Below are 20086 nucleotides of genomic sequence, written 5' to 3' on the forward strand. Positions count from 1 at the left end.
TTACTCCGAGTGGCGCAGGTACAGCGCGGCGAAGCCGGGCAGGTCCAGGACCAGCGATTGCGGGTGCCCATGGGCCGGGATGGGTTCGCTGCGCAGGCAGATGGGTGGGCCGCCGCCGGCGCCGCCGTAGCGCCTTGCCCCGGTGTCCACGCGTACGTGCCAGTCCCCCGCGTGGGGTACGCCGAAGCGGTAGCCCGGCCGCGCCACCGGCGTGAAGTTGCAGACGGCCACCAGGCAATGGCTGGCGTCCACGCGCGCGAAGGCGAGCACGCTGTTGTCCGCGTCGTCGCCGACGATCCAGGCGAAGCCGCTTGGGTCGGCGTCGCGGCAATGCAGTTCGGGCAGCGTGGCGTACACGTGGTTGAGGTCCGCGACCAGGCGCTGCAGGCCGCGATGGGCCGGATCGTCCAGCAGCCGCCATTGCAGCATGGCGTCGTGGTTCCACTCGTCCAGCTGGCCGAATTCGCCGCCCATGAATAGCAGCTTCTTGCCGGGATGCGCCCACATGAAGGCGTAGTACAGCCGCAGCTGGGCCAGCTGGGCGGCCCGCTCGCCCGGCATCTTGCCCAGCAGCGAACCCTTGCCGTGCACCACTTCGTCGTGCGAGAGCGGCAGCACGAAGCGCTCGGCATAGGCGTAGACCATGCCGAAGCTGAGGTCGTGATGGTGATGGCGGCGATGGATCGGATCGCGCCGCATGTAGCGCAGCGTGTCGTGCATCCAGCCCATGTTCCACTTGTAGTCGAAGCCCAGCCCGCCGTTGGCCACCGGCGCGGTCACGCCGGGCCAGGCGGTCGATTCCTCGGCCACGGTGATGGCGCCCGGGCATTGCGCGCCCACGGCCGCGTTCAGTTCGCGCAGGAACTCGATGGCTTCGAGGTTCTCGCGTCCGCCGTGGCGGTTGGGAATCCACTGGCCGGCCGGGCGGCTGTAGTCGCGATACAGCATGGAGGCGACCGCGTCCACGCGCAGCCCGTCGACGTGATAGTGGCGCAGCCAGTGGATGGCGCTGGCGATGAGAAAGGCCCGCACCTCGCGGCGGCCGTAGTTGTAGATCAGCGTGTTCCAGTCGGGATGGCGGCCTTCGCGCGGGTCGGCATGCTCGTAGAGCGGCGTGCCGTCCAGGCGCGCCAGGCCGTGCGCGTCGTCGGGGAAGTGGGCCGGAACCCAGTCCAGGATGACGCCCAGCCCGGCCTCGTGGCAACGGTCGACGAAGTGCGCGAAGTCGGCCGGCGCGCCGTGTCCGGCCGCCGGCGCGAACAGCCCGAGCGGCTGGTAGCCCCATGAACCGCCGAAGGGGTGCGCCATCACCGGCAGCAGCTCGATATGGGTAAAGCCCAGCGAGCGCGCGTACTCCGGCAGGCGGGCGGCCAGGCTTTGCCAGCGCGGCGCGCCGGCTTCGTCGAACCAGGAGCCGGCATGCACTTCGTAAATGGATATCGGCGCGTCGCAGCGCTGGCGCGCCGCGCGTTGCTCCATCCAGGCCCCGTCGGTCCACGCGAAGGGGCGTTCGTCGGGCACGATGGAGGCGGTGGCCGGCGGCGCTTCGGCCTGGCGCGCCAGCGGGTCGGCCTTGAGCACGGTATGGCCGTCGGCGCCCAGCACCTGGAACTTGTAGCGCGCGCCCGGCCCCACATCGGGCAGGAACAGCTCCCAGACGCCTGCCGGATAGCGCAGGCGCATGGCATGGCGCCGGCCATCCCAGCCGTTGAAATCGCCTACCACCGCCACGCGCCGGGCATTGGGCGCCCACAGCGCGAAGCGGGTGCCCGTGCAGCCGTCCACGGAAGCGGCGTGGGCGCCCAACAAATCGCTCAGGTAGCGCCAGCCGCCCGCCGCGCAATGCTCGAGCTGGGTGGCGTCGAGAACGGGACCGAATGCGTAGGGGTCGGCGGTGTGCTGGACGCCGCCTTCCCATTCGATGCACAGGCGGTACGCCGCCGGCGCGCCCGGCCGCAGGCCCGGCACGGTATGTTCGAACAGGCCGGGCTGCATGGGCAGCAGGGGCGTGCGCTGCCCGCCGGTCAGCTCGACCATCACGGTGCGGGCGTCCGGCGCCAGCACGCGCACCACGGTATGCGTGCCGGCCTGGTGGGGCCCCAGCACGGAAAACGGATCGGCATGGCGGCCGGCCAGCAGCGCGTGCTGGGTGGCCGCGTCCAGCGTGCCCTGCATGGAAGACGGTTCCCGCATCATGGCGCCGGTCCTTCATCGTGGTCGACGGCGGCCGCCAGCAGCGCGGCGCGGGCGATTTCGGCCAGGCCGTTGATGGGCACCGGCAGGCGGTCCGGCCGGTAGGCCGACTCGTAGCAGATTTCGTAGGCGGCCTTCTCCAGCAGGTACAGGCAGGTGAGCGCCTGGGCCCGTTCGGGCGGCAAGGCCAGCGCGGGGTCGAGGGCGTTGCCGTAGCTGGCCAGCAGGGCCGCGCCGGCGCGCTGGCGGAAACGCGCCAGCAGCGCCTCGCGGGTTTCCCTGGGCGCGCTGGCCGGGTCGGCCGGCTCGGCGGCGCCGGCGTTGAAGTCGCGCGGCGCGCCGCCCAGCGGATCGTCGCGGCTCAGTTCGGCCACCGCATAGTCGAACGAGCGCAGGATCCCGGCAACGTCCTTGTACGGATTGCGCAACTGGCGCCGCTCGGCCATGGGCCGGGCCGGCTCCCCCTCGAAATCGATCAGGTAGGCGTCGGTCTGCGCGACCAGCACCTGGCCGAGATGGAAGTCGCCGTGCACGCGGATGCGCAGCGCGCCCGTCTCGGCCTGCGCCAGCGCCATCATGTGGGCGGCCAGCCGGTCGCGATGCGCGAACAGCCATTGCGCGCAGGCGTGCGAAGGCGCGGCCAGCCCGCCCTCGCATGAACGCAAGGCCTGCAGCGCGCGGTCCACCTGCGCCACCGCCTGTTCGCCCGCCTCGGCGGCATCGCGTTCGCTGGCCGGCCGCGGCGCGAAGCCGGGCAGTTCGCCGGCGCGCGCCAGCACCGAGTGCATCTGCGCCAGGCGTTGTCCGATGGTGCCGGCCAGCACTTCGTAGCCGGCCAGTTCCTGCTGGTAGTCATCGGCGCTGGCGCCGGTCAGCATGGCGGCGTCGACCGTGCGCTTCAGGTAGGCCAAGGTCCAATTCCATGCATCGCCCTCGTTGACGACGTAGGCGTGGGCGAGCGCCAGCGTATGGGGCGCCTGGTCGCCGTGCTCGCGCACGACCTCGCCCAGCAGCGCCGGGGTATGCGCGTAGCCGGCCTGGGTGAGGTAGCGCGTCATCTCGGCTTCGGGATGCGGGCCGGCATGCAGCTCGCGCAGCAGCTTGAGCACGACGCGTTCGCCGACCAGCAACGAACTGTTGGACTGGTCGACGCTGAGCGCGCGCACTTCGCTGTCGTCGCGCGGGGCGATGTCCGCCAGCGCCGGCTCTGGCAGGAAGCGCAGCCGCACGGCGGGCTCGCCGTCGGCCTGGATGTCGCGGCCCGCCGCCAGGGCCGCCAGCAGTACGCGCGCATAGCCGGGCTGCAGCGAAGCATCGGTGAGCGTGCCCAGTTGTGCGCCGCGGCGCAGGCGCGCCAGCGGATACTGGGCAGCGGTCTCGTCCTGCCAGGCCAGCGCCACGGGCGTATGGAAGCGGCGCGGCGGGTCGTCGTCGCTGACTTCGACCTCGGCTTCGTAATAGCTTTCCACGCCGTCGTTCAGCGGCACGCTGTAGGCCAGCCGCATGGCGCCGGACTTGCGGCGCGCGGCATACCAGCGCTGGCGCTGCAGGTAGGCCGGCAGCACGTCCGCTTCCAGCTGGCGGCGCGATGCCTCGGTCAGGCGCAGCGCCGCGCCCGCGCCGCGCGACACCAGGGTGACCGACTCCGGCATTTGCGGCGGCGGTTCGCTGTGCCACGCGGGCGGCGCGGCGTCGGCGCTCAGGTCCAGCCAGTAGAAGCCGAAAGGCGGCAGCGTCAGCAGGTAGGGCAGCTCGCCGATCTGCGGGAAGGCGGTGCCGCCCAGCATTTCCACCGGCACGCGGCCGGCGTACTCGGACAGATGCAGTTCGACCGGCTGGGCCGCCTGCGAAAGATTGGCCACGCACAGCACCACCGTGTCTTCCCAGGTGCGCAGATAGGCCAGGATCTTGCGGTTGCCCGGATACAGGAACGACAGTTCGCCGCGGCCGAACACATGGCTCTGGCGCCGCTTGGCCAGCATGCGGCGGGTCCAGTTCAGCAATGAGTGCGGGTCGCGCTGCTGGGCCTCGACGTTGACCGCCTCGTAGCCGTACAGCGGCCCCATCAGCAGCGGCAGCGGCAGGCGCTCGGGGTCGGCGCGCGAGAAGCCGCCGTTGCGGTCGGGCGACCATTGCATGGGCGTGCGCACGCCGTCGCGGTCGCCCAGGTGGATGTTGTCGCCCATGCCCAGCTCGTCGCCGTAGTACAGCACCGGCGTGCCGGGCATGGACAGCAGCAGGCTGTTCATCAGTTCGATGCGGCGCCGGTCGCGCTCCAGCAGCGGCGCCAGGCGGCGCCGGATGCCCAGGTTGATGCGCGCGCGCGGCTCGGCCGCGTAGACGTTCCATAGATAGTCGCGTTCGCGGCTGGTCACCATTTCCAGCGTCAGCTCGTCGTGGTTGCGCAGGAAAATGGCCCATTGGCATTGCGGCGCGATGGACGGCGTCTGGCGGATGATGTCGGTGACGGGCAGGCGGTCTTCCTGGGCGATGGCCATGTACATGCGCGGCATCAGGGGAAAGTGGAACGCCATGTGGCATTCGTCGCCCGCGCCGAAGTATTCCTGCGCGTCCTCGGGCCACTGGTTGGCCTCGGCCAGCAGCATCCTGCCCGGGTACTCGTTGTCGATGACGTGGCGGATGCGCCGCAGGATGGCGTGGGTTTCGGGCAGGTTCTCGTTGTTGGTGCCTTCGCGCTCGACCAGGTAGGGGACCGCGTCCAGGCGCAGCCCATCCACGCCCATGTCCAGCCAGTAGCGCATCGCGCCCAGCACTTCGCGCAGCACTTGCGGATTGTCGTAGTTCAGGTCGGGCTGGTGCGAGTAGAAGCGATGCCAGAAATAGGCGCCGGCCACGGGGTCCCAGGTCCAGTTGGACTTTTCCGTGTCGCAGAAGATGATGCGGGTGCCGGCATAGGCCTTGTCGTCGTCCGACCAGACATAATAGGCGCGGTGCGCCGAGCCCGGACGCGCGGCGCGGGCGCGCTGGAACCACGGGTGCTGGTCGGAGGTGTGGTTGATGACCAGCTCGGTGATGACGCGCAGGCCGCGCGCGTGCGCCGCCCGCACCAGCCGCCTGGCGTCGGCCAGCGAGCCGTAGTCGGGATGCACCCCGCGATAGTCGGCGATGTCGTAGCCGTCGTCGCGGCGCGGCGAGGGATAGAACGGCAGCAGCCAGATGGTATTGACGCCCAGTTCGACGATGTAGTCCAGCTTGGCCAGCAGGCCGGCAAAGTCGCCCACGCCGTCGTCGTTGGCGTCGAAGAAGGACTTGACGTGCAACTGGTAAATGACGGCGTCCTTGTACCAGAGGGGATCGGGAGCGGGATGGGTGGCTGGCATGATCGGTACGCTCAGGAAAGCAGGGGCCGGGACCACAGGCGCCATAGCCGGTAGGGACGTTGCGGGGTCAGTTCCAGATCCAGCGCGGCCTCGCGCCAACTTGCGCGCGCGCCGTCGAGCAGGTCCTCGCCATGCAGGACGGCGCTGTCATCCAGCCCGAACAGCCAGCGCGGCAGCGCCACCCGGGCCGGCTGCGGCGTCCAGGGGTCCAGGCTGACCGCCACCAGCACCACGCTGGCCCGGTTCGGCGTGGCCTTGCAGTACGCCAGCACCTGTTCGTTGCCGCAGTGCAGCGGCACGTAGCCCATGTGGCTGTGCAGCGCCGGGTTGGCGCGGCGAATGCGATTGAGCGCCGCGATCTCGGCCGCCACGTTGCCGGGGGCATGCCAGTCGCGCTGGCGCAGCTGGTATTTCTCGGAGTCCAGGTACTCCTCCTTGCCCGGCACCGGCCGCGCCTCGCACAGTTCGAAGCCGCTGTACATGCCCCACAGCCCGCTGCCGGTGGCGGCCAGGGCTGCGCGGATGAGAAAGCCGGCCCGGCCCGAGGTCTGCAGGAAGTACGGATTGATGTCGGGCGTGTTGACGAAGAAGTTGGGGCGGAACCACTCGCAGACCGGCGGGCGGGAAAGTTCGCGCAGGTAGCTGTCGAGTTCATGGCGGGTATTGCGCCAGGTGAAGTAGGTATAGGACTGCGTGAACCCCAGCTTGGCCAGGCGGTACATCATGCGCGGCCGCGTGAAGGCCTCGGACAGGAACACGATGCCGGGGTCGCGCGCGTGGATGTCGGCGATCAGCCACTGCCAGAACGGCAGCGGCTTGGTATGCGGATTGTCGACGCGGAAAATGCGCACGCCGGCGGCGATCCAGAACAGCAGCACATCGCGCAGCGCGCGCCACAGCGCGCGGCGCGGGCGGCCATTGGCCTGGTCGTAGAAGCTGACGTTGACGATGTCTTCATAGCGCTTGGGCGGATTCTCGGCGTGCCGGATGGAGCCGTCGGCGCGGTGTTCGAACCAGTCCGGGTGGCGTTGCAGCCACGGATGATCCGGCGAACACTGGATCGCGAAGTCCAGCGCGACTTCCATGCCGTGCGCCTCGGCCGCTCGCACCAGCCGCACGAAGTCGGCGTGGGTGCCCAGCTCCGGGTGGATGGCGTCGTGGCCGCCGTCCGGCGAGCCGATGGCGTAGGGGCTGCCCGGGTCGCCCGCGGCGGCCTGCAGCGCGTTGTTGCGGCCCTTGCGCTGCGACTGGCCGATGGGGTGTATGGGCGGCAGGTACAGGACGTCGAAGCCCATGGCGCGCAGGGCGGGCAGACGCGCGATCACGTCGTCGAAGGTGCCGTGCACGCCGGCGGGCGCGGCCTGGGACCGCGGGAACAGTTCGTACCAGCTGCCGTGGCCGGCCGCCGCGCGGTCGACCCATAGCGGATGGCTCGCGCTGGTGTGCATGAAGGAGCGCGCGGCCAGCGCGCGCATGGCCTGGGCGAGCTCGTCGCGCAGCAGGGTGGCCACGGCGTCGGCCGGCGCCGGTTCGCCGCCCAGCATGGACAGCGCGGCTTCGATGGGTGCGCGGCGCGCGTCGCCGCGCGCCGTGCGCCGCGCCAGGGCCGCGCGCAGGTACGCGGCGCCTTCGGCCAGCTCCAGCGCGATGTCCTGGCCCGCCTCGTGCTTGAGCCGCAGCTCGCGGCGGAAAGTCAGCCAGGCGTCGCGCCAGGCGCACAGGCGGAACTCGTGCAGCCCGACCCGGCGCGGCGCGAAGCAGGCGTGCCAGCGATCGTTGTCGCCCGCCGCCAGCGGCACGCCGTGCCAGCCGGCCTGGTCGGCGGCCCGCCATTGCAGCTCGCCGGCCAGCTGTTCGTGTCCGTCGGAGATCAGGTCGACGCCGACTTCCACGGGTACGTGGGCCAGGGCCTTGGCGGGCAGGCTGCCGTGCGCCGCCGAAGGGGTGATGTGCTCGAAGACGACGCGGGCTTCGCGGTCGCAGGCCGCGGGCGGGCCGGGCAGCAGCGCGCTCGCCGCCGCGCGCACCGGGCGCTCGGCGGCCACGCGGTACAGCGCGCCGTGTTCGACCGGATCGGCCAGGTGTCGTGGCACGCCGGCCGGCAGCAATGCGGCGCCGGCGCTCCAATCCACCCGCGGCTCATGCGCGGCCTGCGGATCCAGCGCCAGCACATGGGCCGTGCCGGGCGGCCCTGGACGGATGATGAGCGTGGCCCAGCCATCGCGCCCGCATAGCAAGGCCGGCCGGCCGCTCGGCGCGGCCTGGCGGCGCCAGCGCAGCGCGCGCGCCACGGCGGGCATCATGCCTTGCAGTTCGCTGCCTACCAGCAGCCCATCGCCCCACAGCGCGGCCACCCAGAGGGCGCGCAGCGCGGCGTGAGCGGCGGCGCTTGCCGGCGCCAGCGGCACGCCGCCGGCCGGGGCAACCGGGGCGGCCAGCAGGGGGGCCACGTCGCGCAGGCGCTGCGATTCGGCGTCCAGCCAGGCGGCGTCGGGTGGCCACCAGGGGATCGAGCCGAACACGCCGTCGAACCCCACGCCGGCCAGGGCGGCCGACTGCGCCGGCGTCAGTCCCGCCGTCCAGGCCAGCAGCCGCAGCGCCGGCTGGCTGGCCCGCAAGGGTTCGAACAGGGCGCGCCAATCGGCAGGATCGAGACGCTGCGGCGCGGTGCAGCGAAAACCGGCCACGCCGGCGTCCAGCCATTCAGCCAGGCGGGACTGCCAGGCCGCCAGGAAACCGGCCGGGGCCGGGCGCGCGCGCACATAGCGCACCCCGTGCCGCGACAAGGGCTGGCGCGGGTCACCGGCCGGCTCGTCGGCGGGGTTCTCCAGCCATTGCGGCTGGGCGGTGCGCGGCGCGGCGTCGCGCGCCACCCGGTCCGGCTCCAGGTCCAGCAACAGCGCCAGCCCCTGCGCGGCGGCCTCGCGCGCCAGGCGTGCCAGCGTGGCGTCCATGGCGCCGCCGCCCCAGCGGGCGTCGGCGCGGTCCACGTCGGCCGGCGCAGCCTGGATGTCATCCGGGCACTGCCATGGCGGCGTCAGGCACACCGCGTTGAAACCGCAGCGGCGCAGCCGTACGCACAGTGTCCGCCACGCCGCGAACGGGCCGGCGCGCGTATCGCGCGCCAGGGCGATCGCGGCGGCGTGAAAGGCCAGCAGTTGGGCGTGGCGGTCGAGACGGGCGGCGGCGCGGCGAACCATGGCGCCGGACCTCAGGCCGCGTTGGCCAGCAGCGGCAGCGTGGGCGCGGGCACCCGGCCGCGCTGCGGCGCGCTGGCCAGGCTGGCGTACAGGCCGGCATAGGCCTGCGCCGAAGCGCGCCAGCTGAAATCGGCCTGCATGGCGTTGCGGCGCATGGCGTCGCGCACCGCCGGCTTGGCCAGCGCGCGCAGCGCGCGCGCCACGGCCTGCTGCATGTCGGCGGGCTCGCAGCCATCGAACAGGAAGCCCGTTCCCTGGCCGGCGCAGGACTCCTCCACCGCCGGGCCGGGGTCGCGGATGGTATCGACCATGCCGCCCACCCGCGAGGCCACCGGCAGGGTGCCGTAGCGCATGGCGTACAACGGGGTCAGGCCGAAAGGCTCGAAGCGGCTGCCGTGCAGCAGCAGGTCGGCGCCCGCGTGCAAACGGTGGGCGAGCGGTTCGTCGTAGCCGATGTGGATCGCGCAACGGCCCGGGTAGCGCGCCGCCAGGGCGCGCAGCGCCGTCTCCAGGGCCGGCTCGCCGCGGCCTATCAGCGCGAACTGCAAGTGTGGGTGCGTCTCCAGCAGCGCGGGCAGGGCGGCGATGGCCACATCGGCCATCTTCTGGCCGGTCAGGCGGCTGCCCATGGCCAGCACGACCGCGTCCGCGCACGGCCGCAAGCCCAGTTCAGCCTGCAGCGCGGCCTTGCAGCGGGCCTTGTCGCGCAGGTCCCGCGCGTTGAAGCGCAGGCCGCCCAGGTGCGGGTCGGCCGCGGGATTCCACAGCGCGGTGTCGATGCCGTTGGGCACCGGGCTGAGGTCGGCGCCGCGAGCGCGCAGCAAGCCGTGCAGGCCGCAGCCGAAGGCCGGCGTGAGGATCTCGCGCGCATAGGCGCGGCTGACGGTGGTGACGCGGGTCGCATAGCGGATGCCGGCCTTGAGGAAATTGACGTGGCCGTCGGACAGCGCGCCGTCCTCATGGCGGCACGCCGTCGGAATGCCCAGAGCGCTGGCCAGCCCGGCGGGAAACGTTCCCTGGAACGCCAGGTTGTGAATGGTGAGCAGCGTCTTGACGTAGTGCAGTCCGGCCGCGTGGATGAGCAGCGGCGCGAGCGCGGCATGCCAGTCGTGCGCGTGCACCACATGCGGCGGCCGCAGTCCGGGCACCCCTTGCGCCAACCGGGCGGCCGCGTGCGCCAGGGCCGCATAGCGGCGGGCATTGTCGGGATAGCCCTGGCCGCTGTCGTCCACGTAGATGCCGGGCCGGTCGTACAGCGCGTCGTTGCGCAGCAGCAGCACCGACAACCCCGAGGCCGGGCAATGGCCGCGCACCAGGCTGGCCGGGCCGCCGGGCAGACCGCCCAGCCGCGCGACCGTGCGCGGCCGATACACCATATCCAGCGTGCCGCGATAGGCGGGCATCAGCAACTCGCACCGCACGTCCATGCCATCCGGCCGGCGGTCCAGCGCCTGCAGCATGCCCGCCACGGCGTCGCCCAGGCCGCCGGTCTTGGCCAGCGGAAACGCTTCCGCGGCCACCACCAAGGTACGAATGGTCGTCATGCAAGCTCCCTGAGAAGGATGCCCGCGTCGCAAACAGGGACGTGACCGGGCCGATGCGCTGGTTCAGCAAGCGCCGTGCCCGGGTTGTTCGCCAGCCGTATCGGTCCAGGACACAGTCCCGCCCAGCCTGCGCTCCGGGACGGCGAAGCGCAGGCCGCGCGCGGCCAGGGCGCGCATGATGCCCAGGTTGATGTCCTGCTGGATGTCCATGTAACGGTTGTAGTCTGGGCTATCGACGTAATACACCGCTTCATATTCCAGGCCGTTGTCGCCAAAGCGGGCCAGGTGCACACGGTCGACGCGCACGTGTGGCTGGCGTTCTATCTCGGCCCGCACCAGGGCGGGCACTGCGCCAGCCTGCTCGGCGCTGGTGGCGTAGGCCAGGCGCAGGCCGAACACGATGCGTCGTTGTTGCATGCGCTTGTAATTCTGAATCGTCTGCTTGAGCAGTTCGGCGTTGCCGCACACGATCTGCTCGCCGCCGAGGCTGCGTATGCGGGTGGTCTTCAGGCCGATATGCTCGATGCTGCCGGCCACGCTGCCGAACACCACGAAGTCGCCCACCTCGAAAGGCTTGTCCAGGCCGATGGAGATCGACGCGAACAGGTCGCCCAGGATGGCCTGCACGGCCAGGGCCACGGCAACGCCGCCGATGCCCAGGCTGGCGACCAATGCCGTGACATTGACGCCCAGGTTGTCCAGCATCGCCAGTATCGCCAGGGTCCAGACCGCCAGGCGCAACAGGAAGCCCAGCAAGGTCGCGGTGACGGCGCTGGCGCGCGTGCGCAAGGCGATATTGCCCAGCAGCACCGCCACCAGGCGATCCAGCCAGAGCGCCACCTGCAGCGCGATCACCACGAACCACAGCCGCGCGGCGGCGCCGCTCCAGGGCATCTGGACGCCGGCCGCGTCCAGGCCGACCAGCAGGGCCGCCAGCGCCAGCAGCGGCCGGCTGGTGCGCGCCAGCACGTCCGCCAGCGCCAGCGGCCAGCGCGACGCACGGGTGGGCGCGCGGCGCAGGCGGCGCTCGGCGCCGCGCAGCAGCAGCGTCGCCGCGCCGTAGACGACGAGCGCCACGGCGAGCGCGATGGCCCAGGCCAGCCAGGGATGGTCAATCTGCCATTGCGCGATCCAGTGCGGCATTTGCTACCTCCTCGTATGACGCGCCGCGGCGCAAGCGGCATGCCGCACCGCGGACAGGCACGCCGCTTGCGAAATCGTGGATTCCTTACCTGGAGGAATCGATATGAAGCAACGAAGCCTGACTTACCTGGTTGCCGGCGCCATGGCCGCGGTGCTGGCGCATGGCGGCGCCCTGGCGCAGAGCGGTACCGCGCCGACCACGCCCTCGACCACGCCCAACGATTCGACGGCCGTGCCGCCCAACCGTCCGGTACCGCCGGGCCAGGTGCCGCCCGCGCCCAATACCACGACCAACGACGGGACGCCCAGGACGCCGCAGCAGCACATGAACGAGCATCGCGGCAACGACACGCGCGGCGACATGCCGCGGCGCCAGCCCGACATCAACGACAACCCGCCCGCCACGCCGGCGCAAGGCGCTTCGCCGCCGCCGGGATATCCCAACACGGGTGGATCCAAGTAGTATCGCGGCCGGTCCGCGCCGGCACGCGCCCGTCAGTAGTACTGGCGGCGCGCGTCGGCGGCGGGCAGGCGCAATTGCAGCCGGTACTTCGAGACGGTGCGGCGCGCCACCACGATGCCGTCGCCGGCAAGCCGTTCGGCCAGCGTCACATCCGACAAGGGCATGCGTGGATCTTCCGCGTCGATGTATTCGCGGATCAGCGCGCGCACGGCCGCGGCCGAACAGGTCCCGCCCGATTCCGTGCTCAGTTCGCGCGAGAAGAAATGGCGGAATTCGAACACCCCGCGCGGCGTCGACATGTACTTGTTGGCGGTGGCGCGCGAGACGGTGGATTCGTGCATTTCCAGCTCGTCGGCGACCTCGCGCAGCATCAGCGGCCGCAGGGCGATCTGGCCGAATTCGAAGAACATCTGCTGGCGCTGCACGATGGCCTCGGCCACGCGCCGGATGGTGGCGTAGCGTTGCTCGACATTGCGCACCAGCCAACGGGCTTCCTGCAGTTCCTGGGCCATCGGGCTGCGCTCGTCCATGCGGGCGCGCCGGAACAGGTCGGCATAGGCCTGGTGCAGCCGGGCATGCGGCATTGCGCCCCGATTGGGCACCACCAGCCATTGCTGGCGCTGCTTGCTCACCACCACATCGGGCACGACGTAGCTGGGCGGTTCGTGCGCATAGCGGCGGCCGGGCTTGGGGTCGAGGCCGCGGATCACGCCGCAGGCCTGACGCAGCACCGGTTCGCTGCAGCGCAGCGCGCGCCGCATGCCGGGGTAATCGCTGCGCGCCAGGCGCTGCAGGTGTTCGGCGACGATGGCCAGGGCCGCATCGCGCACGGCCGGATCGAGCTGGCTACAGGCGCGGATCTGCAGGGCCAGGCATTCGGGCAGGTCGCGCGCGGCCAGGCCCGGCGCGTCGAGCTGCTGGACCAGGTGCAGCGCCGCCTGCCACTCGCTGGCGTCGGGCTGCGGATCGAAGTCGGCGGCGCCGGCCAGTTGGGCCAGTTCCTGCCGCAGGTAGCCATCGTCGTCCAGCGCGTCCACGATGAATTCGGCCAGCGCGCGGTCGCGCTCGCTCAGCGCATAGGCGCCCAGCGCCTGCGACAGGCGTTCATGCAGACTCAAGGTGGCCGGCACCCAGGCCGCCGCGTCGCTGGCCGCGCCCGGTTGGGCGGCGGCGCTGCGCGTGGGATAGTCGCCGGCATAGGAGGGCGGTTCGGGCGGCGGCTCGGAGGGGCCAGGCGGCTCCGCCGCCGTGGGCGAGGCCGGCGCGTCGTCTTGCGCTTCGGTTTCGTCGGCGTCTTCCAGGAACGGATTGGTCGCCAGGGCCTGTTGCACGGTCGTGGTGAACTCCAGCGCCGACATTTGCAGCAGATGAATGGACTGTTGCAGGCGTGGCGCCAGCGTGGTTTGCTGGCGCAGCCGCAGATCCTGCAGGACGTGGCTCAAGTCTTCCTCCGGCATGGACGCGCCTGGGCGCGGGGACATACCAGGGGAATACGCAAGATCGATGCCAGCCTGTGCGCCACTCGGGAGGCGGCGCCACGGCGCGGCTACGGCGGGTCAGGAGTTACAACGTCGCCGTATTTTTTTCCGGATCCGCGCCGGCGCCCACGCCATAGGCGTTGAGGCGGTTGTAGAGCGTCTTGAGACTGATCGCGAGCGTGCGGGCGGCGCGCCGCTTGTCGCCGCCTTCGCGCGCCAGCGTGGCGAGGATCAGCTCGCGTTGCGCGGATTCGAGGGGGGTTCCCACGGGAAAGGCCAGCGTATCGGCATCCTGCCGGGCAGGGCGGCGCAGCACCACGTCGGCCAGCGCCTGTGGACCGATCGGACCGTCGTGCAGGATATAGGCGCGTTGCACCGCGTTGCGCAGTTCGCGCGCGTTGCCGGGCCAGTCGTGGGCGGCCAGCGCGTCGAGCATGGCGCCGGTATAGCGCTTGGCCGTGCCGTGGCGCGCATTGAGTTCGTCGAGAAACCGCTGGGCCAGGAAGCGCACATCGTCGGGCCGTTCGCGCAGCGGCGGCACCCGCAGGGGCAGCACCAGCAGGCGATGCAGCAGGTCTTCGCGCAGCCGGCCCTCGGCCACCGCGGCGTGCGGGTCGCGGTTGGTGGCGCCGATGATGCGCACGTTGGCATGCAGCAATTCCACCCCGCCTACCCGGCGGTATGCACCGGTTTCCAGCACCCTCAGGAAATGCACCTGCATGTCGGGCGGCATCTCGGTGATCTCGTCCAGGAACAGCGTGCCGCCGCTGGCGTTCTCGAAATAACCGGCGTTGTGCGACAAGGCGCCGGTGAAGCTGCCCTTCTCGTGGCCGAACAGCTGGGCATGCGCCAGCGTCGGGCTGATCGCCCCGCAATTGATGGCCATGAACGGCGCATCGCGGCGCGCGCCCAGGTCGTGGATGGCGCGGGCCAGCACATCCTTGCCGGTGCCGCTTTCACCCACCAGCAGTACGGTGGCGTCGCTGTCCGCGGCGCGCTCGATGCTGGCGGCCAGCTTGCGCATGCACGCGCTGGGGCCCAGCGCCGCAAGGCGTTCGAGCGGGTCGGAAGTCGTTGCAGGCGTAGTTGCGGTTTGGTTGGGCACGATACAGCCTCGCGGCAAGAAACCAGGCGACGGGTCCATTGTGATGGGTGGGCCCCGCCAGGGGTGAGACCAGATGCAAAGGTTGGAAAAAAATGTTGCACCGTAGGGTGTTGTTACTGCCATCTCGAGCCCGCCACGCTACGCTATGGACGCAGGGCGGGTACTTCACTCATACACATTGACCGGGCGGCATGGCGACTGGCGCCGCCATGCGCAATTCTTGCATTGCGGGGGGAACGATGCCTCACTTGCTGATCGTCGACGACGACGATGCGGTACGCGACAACCTGGTGGAAATCGGCCGCGAGCACGGCTATACCGTGGCGCAGGCCGCGACGGTGCGCGACGCGCTGATCCAGGTAGAACGGCAACTGCCGGACCTGGTGCTGACCGATGTGCGCCTGCCCGGCGCCACCGGCATGGAACTGTTCTCCCGCATTTCGCATGCCGGGGTCGAAGTGGTGGTCATCACCGGCTATGGCACCATGGAGAACGCCATCGAAGCGCTGCGCGCCGGCGCCACCGATTACCTCGTCAAGCCCATCTGCATGGAGCGGCTCGAGCAGATCCTGGCGCGCGTGGCCTCGGCGGGTCAGGACGGCGACTGGGATCCTTCCCAGCCGTTCCAGCAGGAAGGCCGTTTCGGGCGCCTGGTGGGAGCTTCGGCGCCGATGCAGGCGCTGTACCGCCAGATCTCGCGCGTGGCGCCCACCGAGGTCACGACGCTGCTGATCGGCGAGAGCGGCACCGGCAAGGAGCTGGCGGCCCACGCGGTGCACGAGCTCAGCGCGCGGCGCGCCGGCCCGTTCGTGGCGGTCAACTGCGGCGCGATCTCGCCCAACCTGATCGAGAGCGAACTTTTCGGGCACGAACGCGGCAGCTTTACCGGCGCCGAGCGCCAGCACAAGGGCTATTTCGAACGCGCTGACAACGGCACGCTGTTCCTGGACGAAGTGACGGAAATGCCGCTGGACTTGCAGGTCAAGCTGCTGCGCGTGCTGGAGACCGGCGCTTTCATGCGGGTGGGCACCAACCGCGAGATTTCCTGCAGCGTGCGCGTGGTGGCCGCCACCAACCGCAGCCCCGAGCAGGCGGTGCGCGACGGCAGGCTGCGCGAAGACCTCTATTACCGCCTGAGCGTGTTTCCCATCGAGTTGCCGCCGCTGCGCGAGCGCGGCGACGACCTCGCCATGCTGGCCGAGCGTTTTCTCGACGGGCTGAACCGCGAGTACGGCAAGAGCAAGCGCCTTGCGCCGCAAGCGCTGCAGACCATGGCGGAGTACGCCTGGCCCGGCAACGTGCGGGAATTGAAGAACTTCGTGCGGCGTGCGTTCATCCTGGCCGAATCCGACACGCTGGACGCCAGCGCGCTCACGCCGCAGATCTCGCCCAGCGACGCGGCAGGCGGCGGGCAGGTGATCGTGCCGGTGGGCTCGACGCTGGCCGAGGCCGATCGCCGGCTGATCCTGGCCACCTTGCAGCGTTGCGGCGGCGTCAAGAAACAGACCGCGGCGATGCTGGGCATCAGCGCCAAGACGCTCTACAACCGGCTGGAAGAGTATGGCGAGGCAGGCCCGCCGGACGCGGCAGCCAACGAAGAGGGAGCGGCCCCGCGCGCGCAGCGCTGAGACCCGGGCGGGCATGGTGCTTGCTGACCCGCCAGCCAGGCGCCCTCGGGGCGCCGGCACTTTTCGGGAGCAGGCATGGAAACCGTATCGGACTTCGTACTGGAACGTCTCGCGCAATGGGGCATCCGGCGCATCTTTGGCTATCCTGGCGACGGCATAAACGGCCTGATGGGCGCGTTCGGACGCACGCGCCAGCCGCTGGAGTTCGTGCAGGCCCGCCACGAGGAGATGGCCGCCTTCATGGCCTGCGCGCACGCGAAGTTCACCGGCCAGGTCGGCGTCTGCATGGCCACCTCGGGGCCGGGTGCGATCCATCTGCTCAATGGCCTGTACGACGCCAAGCTGGACCACCAGCCCGTGCTGGCGCTGGTGGGCCAGCAGGCGCGCCGCGCGCTGGGCGGCGACTTCCAGCAGGAAGTCGACCTGGTGTCGCTGTTCAAGGATGTCGCGCACGACTTCGTGCAGCAGGCCGCCAGCGCCGAGCAGGCGCGGCACCTGATCGACCGCGCGCTGCGCATTGCGCTGGAGCGGCGCTGCGTGACCTGCGTCATCCTGCCCAATGACGTGCAGGATCTGCCGGCCGTGCGCGAACTGCCGCGCGAACATGGCAGCGTGCCGACCGGCATAGGCGTCACATCGCATGCGGCGGTGCCGCCGGATACGGCGCTGCGCAATGCCGCCGACATTCTCAACCGCGGCGAGCGGATCGCCATCCTCGCCGGCGCGGGCGCGCTGGAAGCGGCCGCGCCCCTGCAGGCGGTCGCCGAGCGGCTGGGCGCCGGGGTCGCCAAGGCCTTGCTGGGCAAGGCCGCCTTGCCCGACGCCTTGCCTTACGTAACGGGCGCCATCGGCCTGCTGGGCACGCAGCCCAGCTGGGAGATGATGAACGAGTGCGACACCTTGCTGATGGTCGGCACGGCTTTTCCGTACAGCGAGTTCCTGCCGCGCGAAGGACAGGCGCGCGCGGTGCAGATCGACCGCGACGGCCGCAACCTGAACCTGCGCTATCCGGTGGAAGTGGGCCTGGCCGGCGACAGCCGCCAGACCCTGCAGGCATTGTTGCCGCTGCTCGAAACCAGGCCGCAGACGCGCTGGCGCGAACGCATCGAAGCGTCGGTGGCGCGCTGGTGGCGTACCGTCGAGGCGCGCGCCATGGTGGACGCCACGCCGGTCAACCCGCAACGCGTGTTCTGGGAACTCTCGCAGCGCCTGCCGGACCGCAGCATCGTGACGGCCGACTCGGGCTCGGCGGCCAATTGGTATGCGCGCGACGTGAAGCTGCGCGAGGGCATGATGGCGTCGCTGTCGGGCGGGCTGGCCACGATGGGCTGCGCCGTGCCTTACGCGCTGGCGGCCAAGCTGGCCTATCCCGAGCGGCCGGTGGTGGCGCTGGCGGGCGACGGCGCGATGCAGATGAACGGCATCAACGAGCTGATCACCATCGCCGACCGCTGGCGCGCCTGGGCCGACCCCACGCTGGTGGTCCTGGTGCTGAACAACGGCGATCTCAACCTGGTGACCTGGGAACAGCGCGTGATGGGCGGCGACCCGCGCTTCGAGGATTCGCAACGCCTGCCGCCGTTCGCCTATGCCGATTACGCCCGCATGCTGGGCCTGCATGGCTTGCGCGTGGAGCGCGCGCAGGATCTCGGCGCGGCCTGGGGCGAGGCGCTGACCGCCGGCCGCCCGGCGGTGCTGGAAGTCATGACCGACCCCGAGGTGCCGCCGCTGCCGCCGCACATCCCCGCGCGCCAGGTGCGCGCCTACGTGCAGGCGTTGCGGGCCGATCCGGCCGGCGGCGCGGCGCTGCGCGCCACGCTCAAGCAATGGTGGGCCGGCTGAGGCCGGCCGACATCGTGTTTTTCCCGCAATCACCAGGAGCAGCATCATGAAGGCATCGAACGATACCCCATCGTCCAAACCGTCCGCGCCGCGCCGCGACGAGGCGCCCGCGCCCAGAAAGCCGCGGCCGCGCGAAGAGCAGGCCGACGGCAGCCCGGGCGAATCGGGCGCCGTCTCCAACCCCATGCCCGGGCTGAGTCCGCAACGCACGCCGGGCATAGACCGCTGGTCGGAGAACGACTTCGAGGCGGTCTGGCGGCGCGCCACCCGGGAGCTGTAATGACGGCCGCGCGCTGGGCCGACGCCGAAGCGGCGGCGCGGGCGGTCGACAGGGTGCGCCCGCTGATCGACGCGGCGCTGGCCTGCCGCGCCATGGGCGAGAGCGGTTTCCTGCACGTGGTGGTGATGGATCCGCTGGCGACCGGCTTGCCGTTCGAGCAGGCAGTGCTGTACGAGGAGAGCTTTGGCGACACCCGCCGCTGGGATGCCGACTACGGGGCGTACGCACGCCGCAAGGCGGCCCTGAGCTGGCGCACCGGACTGGACAGCCATACGGCGCTGGCGGCGCGGCCGCACCTGGTCGCCCAGGACGAGACCGTATGGGGCAGCGTATGCGTGGAAGGCATCGTGGTGGCGGTCAGCGGGCTGGATCCCTGGTACGACGAAGCCGTGGCCGGCGCCATCGCCTACATGTTCAAGGCCGAAGCCAAGGCCGGCGCGCAAGCCGCCTGAACCCGCTTATCGCGTCGGGCGGCGGGCGCGCAGGCCCCGCCACAATTCCTCGGCGTAGGGCAGCGCTTCGAGCAGGAGCGCCGCCCCCAGTATCGCCGCGACATAGCCGAATGGCAGCGGCTCGGCCTTCCAGCGCAGCGACCAGTCGGCGGGCTGGTCCCCCAGCCCGAACAGCGACAGAAACGCGGGCCAGTTGAGCAGGGCCACCAGCGTGCCGGCCATCAAGGGCAGCAACTCCAGGAAACTGTGCACATGCTGCTCGAGCGGCGTGATGCGCCGGCGCGATTGGGCGTAACTGACGTCCCACAGCGCGGTGGCCTCGTGCAGGACGAACGCCGCCAGCATCACCAGGAACACCAGCGCATTGATTTCCAGCAGCAGGCACATCAGCAAGGGCAGTCCGATCTCGGCGAACATCAACAGGTGCAGCAGCGATTCGCGCGGGCCTGCCGTATGCGCGATATCGCTGGCCCGATGGCAAAGCCAGTCGGCCACGCCGGCGAGGATCCACAGCGGCATGATGAAGTACAGCAGAACCAGGATGGTGGCGTCGGCCATGGGAGCTCCGGTCGGGCCGCCGCGGGCGGCGGGACGGCGCCCGTGCCGCAATGCCCGTGCCCCGGGGCGGCACGATACTTGCGTACCGGGGCCGGCGAGCGCCCGCCACGTCGGCGGCGCCGGCATTTTCTGCAAGGAGACGTCATGCATGCACATACCGAAGACCGCGCCCGCATCCGCGAATCGAAACAGCAAGTCAAATCCGGCCTGCATGAATTGATCGCCGGCGCCGAGGCGCTGCTGCGCTCGACCGCATCGTACGGCGGCTCGGAGCTGGAGTCGGTGCGCGACCGGCTCAAGCATCAGCTGGAGGCGGCGCGCGACCAGGCGGGCGGCTGGGAACGCAGCGCCGTCGAACGCTACCAGCGCGCCTCGCGCGTCGCCGACGGGTACGTGCACGAGAACAGCTGGAAGCTGATCGGCGTGGCCATCGTGCTGGGCGCGCTGCTGGGCGCCTGCGCCATGTCCGATCACGGGCGCAGGCGCTAGCGTCCGGACAGGTGCCGGGCTACAGCGGGTCGCGCACCCGGATCTCGTTGCGCACGTCGCGTACGCCGGGCACCGAGCGGGCAGCCGCCAGCGCCTGCGCGGCGGCTTCGTCGGTGTCGGCCGTGCCGGAAAGTCGCACCGCGCCGTCGCGGCTTTGGACCTGCACCGTCTCGGAACGCAGGCCAGGCGTCTCGACCAGCGCCTGGCGGACCTGGGCGGCAAGAGCGGTGTCGTTGCCGCTGGCCGGGCCGGAGCAGGCCGCCAGCAACAGGGTGAGCAGGGCGCTGCGCAGCGCGCAGGGGAGGGAAGCGGTCGTCATGCGGGCTCCTCTGGGTCTGGGCGGGCGGCCGGGATGGCCGCCGCGGCCATC

15 protein-coding genes are annotated in these 20086 nt (G+C 71.0%); 6 read left to right on the forward strand and 9 right to left on the reverse strand.

Going from position 1 to position 20086, the window contains the following annotated elements; translation table 11 throughout:
* From glgB to CAL11_RS10135, 5 genes are all read right to left on the reverse strand, one after another.
* Positions 1 to 2196: a 1,4-alpha-glucan branching protein GlgB gene (gene glgB, locus CAL11_RS10115; RefSeq protein WP_086092834.1), complete on the reverse strand. Its 2196-nt coding sequence runs from the start codon at positions 2194 to 2196 to the stop codon at positions 1 to 3.
* Positions 2193 to 5534 (reverse strand): maltose alpha-D-glucosyltransferase, encoded by a 3342-nt coding sequence (gene treS, locus CAL11_RS10120; protein WP_086092835.1) that lies wholly within the window; start codon positions 5532 to 5534, stop codon positions 2193 to 2195. Before treS ends, glgB begins: the two co-directional genes overlap by 4 nt.
* A gap of 11 nt (positions 5535 to 5545) precedes the next feature.
* Positions 5546 to 8734, reverse strand: coding sequence for an alpha-1,4-glucan--maltose-1-phosphate maltosyltransferase (locus CAL11_RS10125; protein WP_086092836.1), 3189 nt, complete (start codon positions 8732 to 8734; stop codon positions 5546 to 5548).
* A gap of 11 nt (positions 8735 to 8745) precedes the next feature.
* Positions 8746 to 10278 (reverse strand): glycogen synthase GlgA, encoded by a 1533-nt coding sequence (glgA, locus tag CAL11_RS10130; protein ID WP_086092837.1) that lies wholly within the window; start codon positions 10276 to 10278, stop codon positions 8746 to 8748.
* A gap of 63 nt (positions 10279 to 10341) precedes the next feature.
* On the reverse strand, positions 10342 to 11421 hold the full coding sequence (locus CAL11_RS10135) for a mechanosensitive ion channel family protein (RefSeq protein ID WP_086092838.1): 1080 nt from the start codon (positions 11419 to 11421) through the stop codon (positions 10342 to 10344).
* 103 nt (positions 11422 to 11524) lie between these two features.
* Here CAL11_RS10135 and CAL11_RS10140 point away from each other — a divergent pair, with 103 nt between their 5' ends.
* Entirely contained in the window at positions 11525 to 11884 is a 360-nt protein-coding gene (locus CAL11_RS10140) for a hypothetical protein (RefSeq protein ID WP_086092839.1), read from the forward strand.
* Positions 11885 to 11916: 32 nt separating this feature from the next.
* Here the strand turns inward: CAL11_RS10140 and CAL11_RS10145 are convergent, their stop codons facing one another.
* Entirely contained in the window at positions 11917 to 13365 is a 1449-nt protein-coding gene (locus tag CAL11_RS10145; protein ID WP_033470087.1) for an RNA polymerase factor sigma-54, read from the reverse strand.
* A gap of 82 nt (positions 13366 to 13447) precedes the next feature.
* Positions 13448 to 14386: a sigma 54-interacting transcriptional regulator gene (locus CAL11_RS10150; protein ID WP_033470090.1), complete on the reverse strand. Its 939-nt coding sequence runs from the start codon at positions 14384 to 14386 to the stop codon at positions 13448 to 13450.
* 320 nt (positions 14387 to 14706) lie between these two features.
* On the opposite strand from CAL11_RS10150, the gene CAL11_RS10155 reads away from it, so the two are divergent.
* The 4 genes from CAL11_RS10155 to CAL11_RS10170 all read left to right on the forward strand — a co-directional run bounded on the left by CAL11_RS10155 (position 14707) and on the right by CAL11_RS10170 (position 18669).
* A complete protein-coding gene (locus tag CAL11_RS10155; RefSeq protein ID WP_033470092.1) occupies positions 14707 to 16095 on the forward strand; it encodes a sigma-54-dependent transcriptional regulator in 1389 nt (462 codons plus the stop codon).
* Between the two features lie 75 nt (positions 16096 to 16170).
* On the forward strand, positions 16171 to 17937 hold the full coding sequence (locus CAL11_RS10160) for a thiamine pyrophosphate-requiring protein (RefSeq protein ID WP_033470095.1): 1767 nt from the start codon (positions 16171 to 16173) through the stop codon (positions 17935 to 17937).
* A 46-nt stretch (positions 17938 to 17983) separates the two neighbouring features.
* Complete coding sequence (locus CAL11_RS10165) at positions 17984 to 18217, forward strand: hypothetical protein (RefSeq protein ID WP_033454447.1); 234 nt, start codon at positions 17984 to 17986, stop codon at positions 18215 to 18217.
* Complete coding sequence (locus tag CAL11_RS10170) at positions 18217 to 18669, forward strand: hypothetical protein (RefSeq protein ID WP_086092840.1); 453 nt, start codon at positions 18217 to 18219, stop codon at positions 18667 to 18669. Before CAL11_RS10165 ends, CAL11_RS10170 begins: the two co-directional genes overlap by 1 nt.
* Before the next feature lie 6 nt (positions 18670 to 18675).
* Here CAL11_RS10170 and CAL11_RS10175 read toward each other — a convergent pair whose 3' ends face one another.
* The gene (locus tag CAL11_RS10175; protein WP_086092841.1) at positions 18676 to 19227 is read right to left on the reverse strand and encodes a diguanylate cyclase; all 552 of its coding nucleotides are present in this window, start codon (positions 19225 to 19227) and stop codon (positions 18676 to 18678) included.
* 144 nt (positions 19228 to 19371) lie between these two features.
* Here CAL11_RS10175 and CAL11_RS10180 point away from each other — a divergent pair, with 144 nt between their 5' ends.
* Positions 19372 to 19716: a DUF883 family protein gene (locus tag CAL11_RS10180; RefSeq protein WP_033454453.1), complete on the forward strand. Its 345-nt coding sequence runs from the start codon at positions 19372 to 19374 to the stop codon at positions 19714 to 19716.
* 19 nt (positions 19717 to 19735) lie between these two features.
* Here the strand turns inward: CAL11_RS10180 and CAL11_RS24360 are convergent, their stop codons facing one another.
* Positions 19736 to 20035 (reverse strand): BON domain-containing protein, encoded by a 300-nt coding sequence (locus tag CAL11_RS24360; RefSeq protein WP_050458181.1) that lies wholly within the window; start codon positions 20033 to 20035, stop codon positions 19736 to 19738.
* Between the last annotated feature and the right edge of the window lie 51 nt (positions 20036 to 20086).

The sequence above is a fragment of the Bordetella genomosp. 6 genome, from assembly GCF_002119705.1.
Classification (GTDB): Bacteria; Pseudomonadota; Gammaproteobacteria; order Burkholderiales; family Burkholderiaceae_B; genus Bordetella; species Bordetella bronchiseptica_F.

Excerpts from the sequence above, each read along its gene's own strand:
- glgB (WP_086092834.1), bottom strand. The coding sequence starts at position 2,196 with ATGATGCGGGAACCGTCTTCCATGCAGGGCACGCTGGACGCGGCCACC.
- treS (WP_086092835.1), bottom strand. The coding sequence starts at position 5,534 with ATGCCAGCCACCCATCCCGCTCCCGATCCCCTCTGGTACAAGGACGCC.
- CAL11_RS10125 (WP_086092836.1), bottom strand. The coding sequence starts at position 8,734 with ATGGTTCGCCGCGCCGCCGCCCGTCTCGACCGCCACGCCCAACTGCTG.
- glgA (WP_086092837.1), bottom strand. The coding sequence starts at position 10,278 with ATGACGACCATTCGTACCTTGGTGGTGGCCGCGGAAGCGTTTCCGCTG.
- CAL11_RS10135 (WP_086092838.1), bottom strand. The coding sequence starts at position 11,421 with ATGCCGCACTGGATCGCGCAATGGCAGATTGACCATCCCTGGCTGGCC.
- CAL11_RS10140 (WP_086092839.1), top strand. The coding sequence starts at position 11,525 with ATGAAGCAACGAAGCCTGACTTACCTGGTTGCCGGCGCCATGGCCGCG.
- CAL11_RS10145 (WP_033470087.1), bottom strand. The coding sequence starts at position 13,365 with ATGTCCCCGCGCCCAGGCGCGTCCATGCCGGAGGAAGACTTGAGCCAC.
- CAL11_RS10150 (WP_033470090.1), bottom strand. The coding sequence starts at position 14,386 with ATGCGCAAGCTGGCCGCCAGCATCGAGCGCGCCGCGGACAGCGACGCC.
- CAL11_RS10155 (WP_033470092.1), top strand. The coding sequence starts at position 14,707 with ATGCCTCACTTGCTGATCGTCGACGACGACGATGCGGTACGCGACAAC.
- CAL11_RS10160 (WP_033470095.1), top strand. The coding sequence starts at position 16,171 with ATGGAAACCGTATCGGACTTCGTACTGGAACGTCTCGCGCAATGGGGC.
- CAL11_RS10165 (WP_033454447.1), top strand. The coding sequence starts at position 17,984 with ATGAAGGCATCGAACGATACCCCATCGTCCAAACCGTCCGCGCCGCGC.
- CAL11_RS10170 (WP_086092840.1), top strand. The coding sequence starts at position 18,217 with ATGACGGCCGCGCGCTGGGCCGACGCCGAAGCGGCGGCGCGGGCGGTC.
- CAL11_RS10175 (WP_086092841.1), bottom strand. The coding sequence starts at position 19,227 with ATGGCCGACGCCACCATCCTGGTTCTGCTGTACTTCATCATGCCGCTG.
- CAL11_RS10180 (WP_033454453.1), top strand. The coding sequence starts at position 19,372 with ATGCATGCACATACCGAAGACCGCGCCCGCATCCGCGAATCGAAACAG.
- CAL11_RS24360 (WP_050458181.1), bottom strand. The coding sequence starts at position 20,035 with ATGACGACCGCTTCCCTCCCCTGCGCGCTGCGCAGCGCCCTGCTCACC.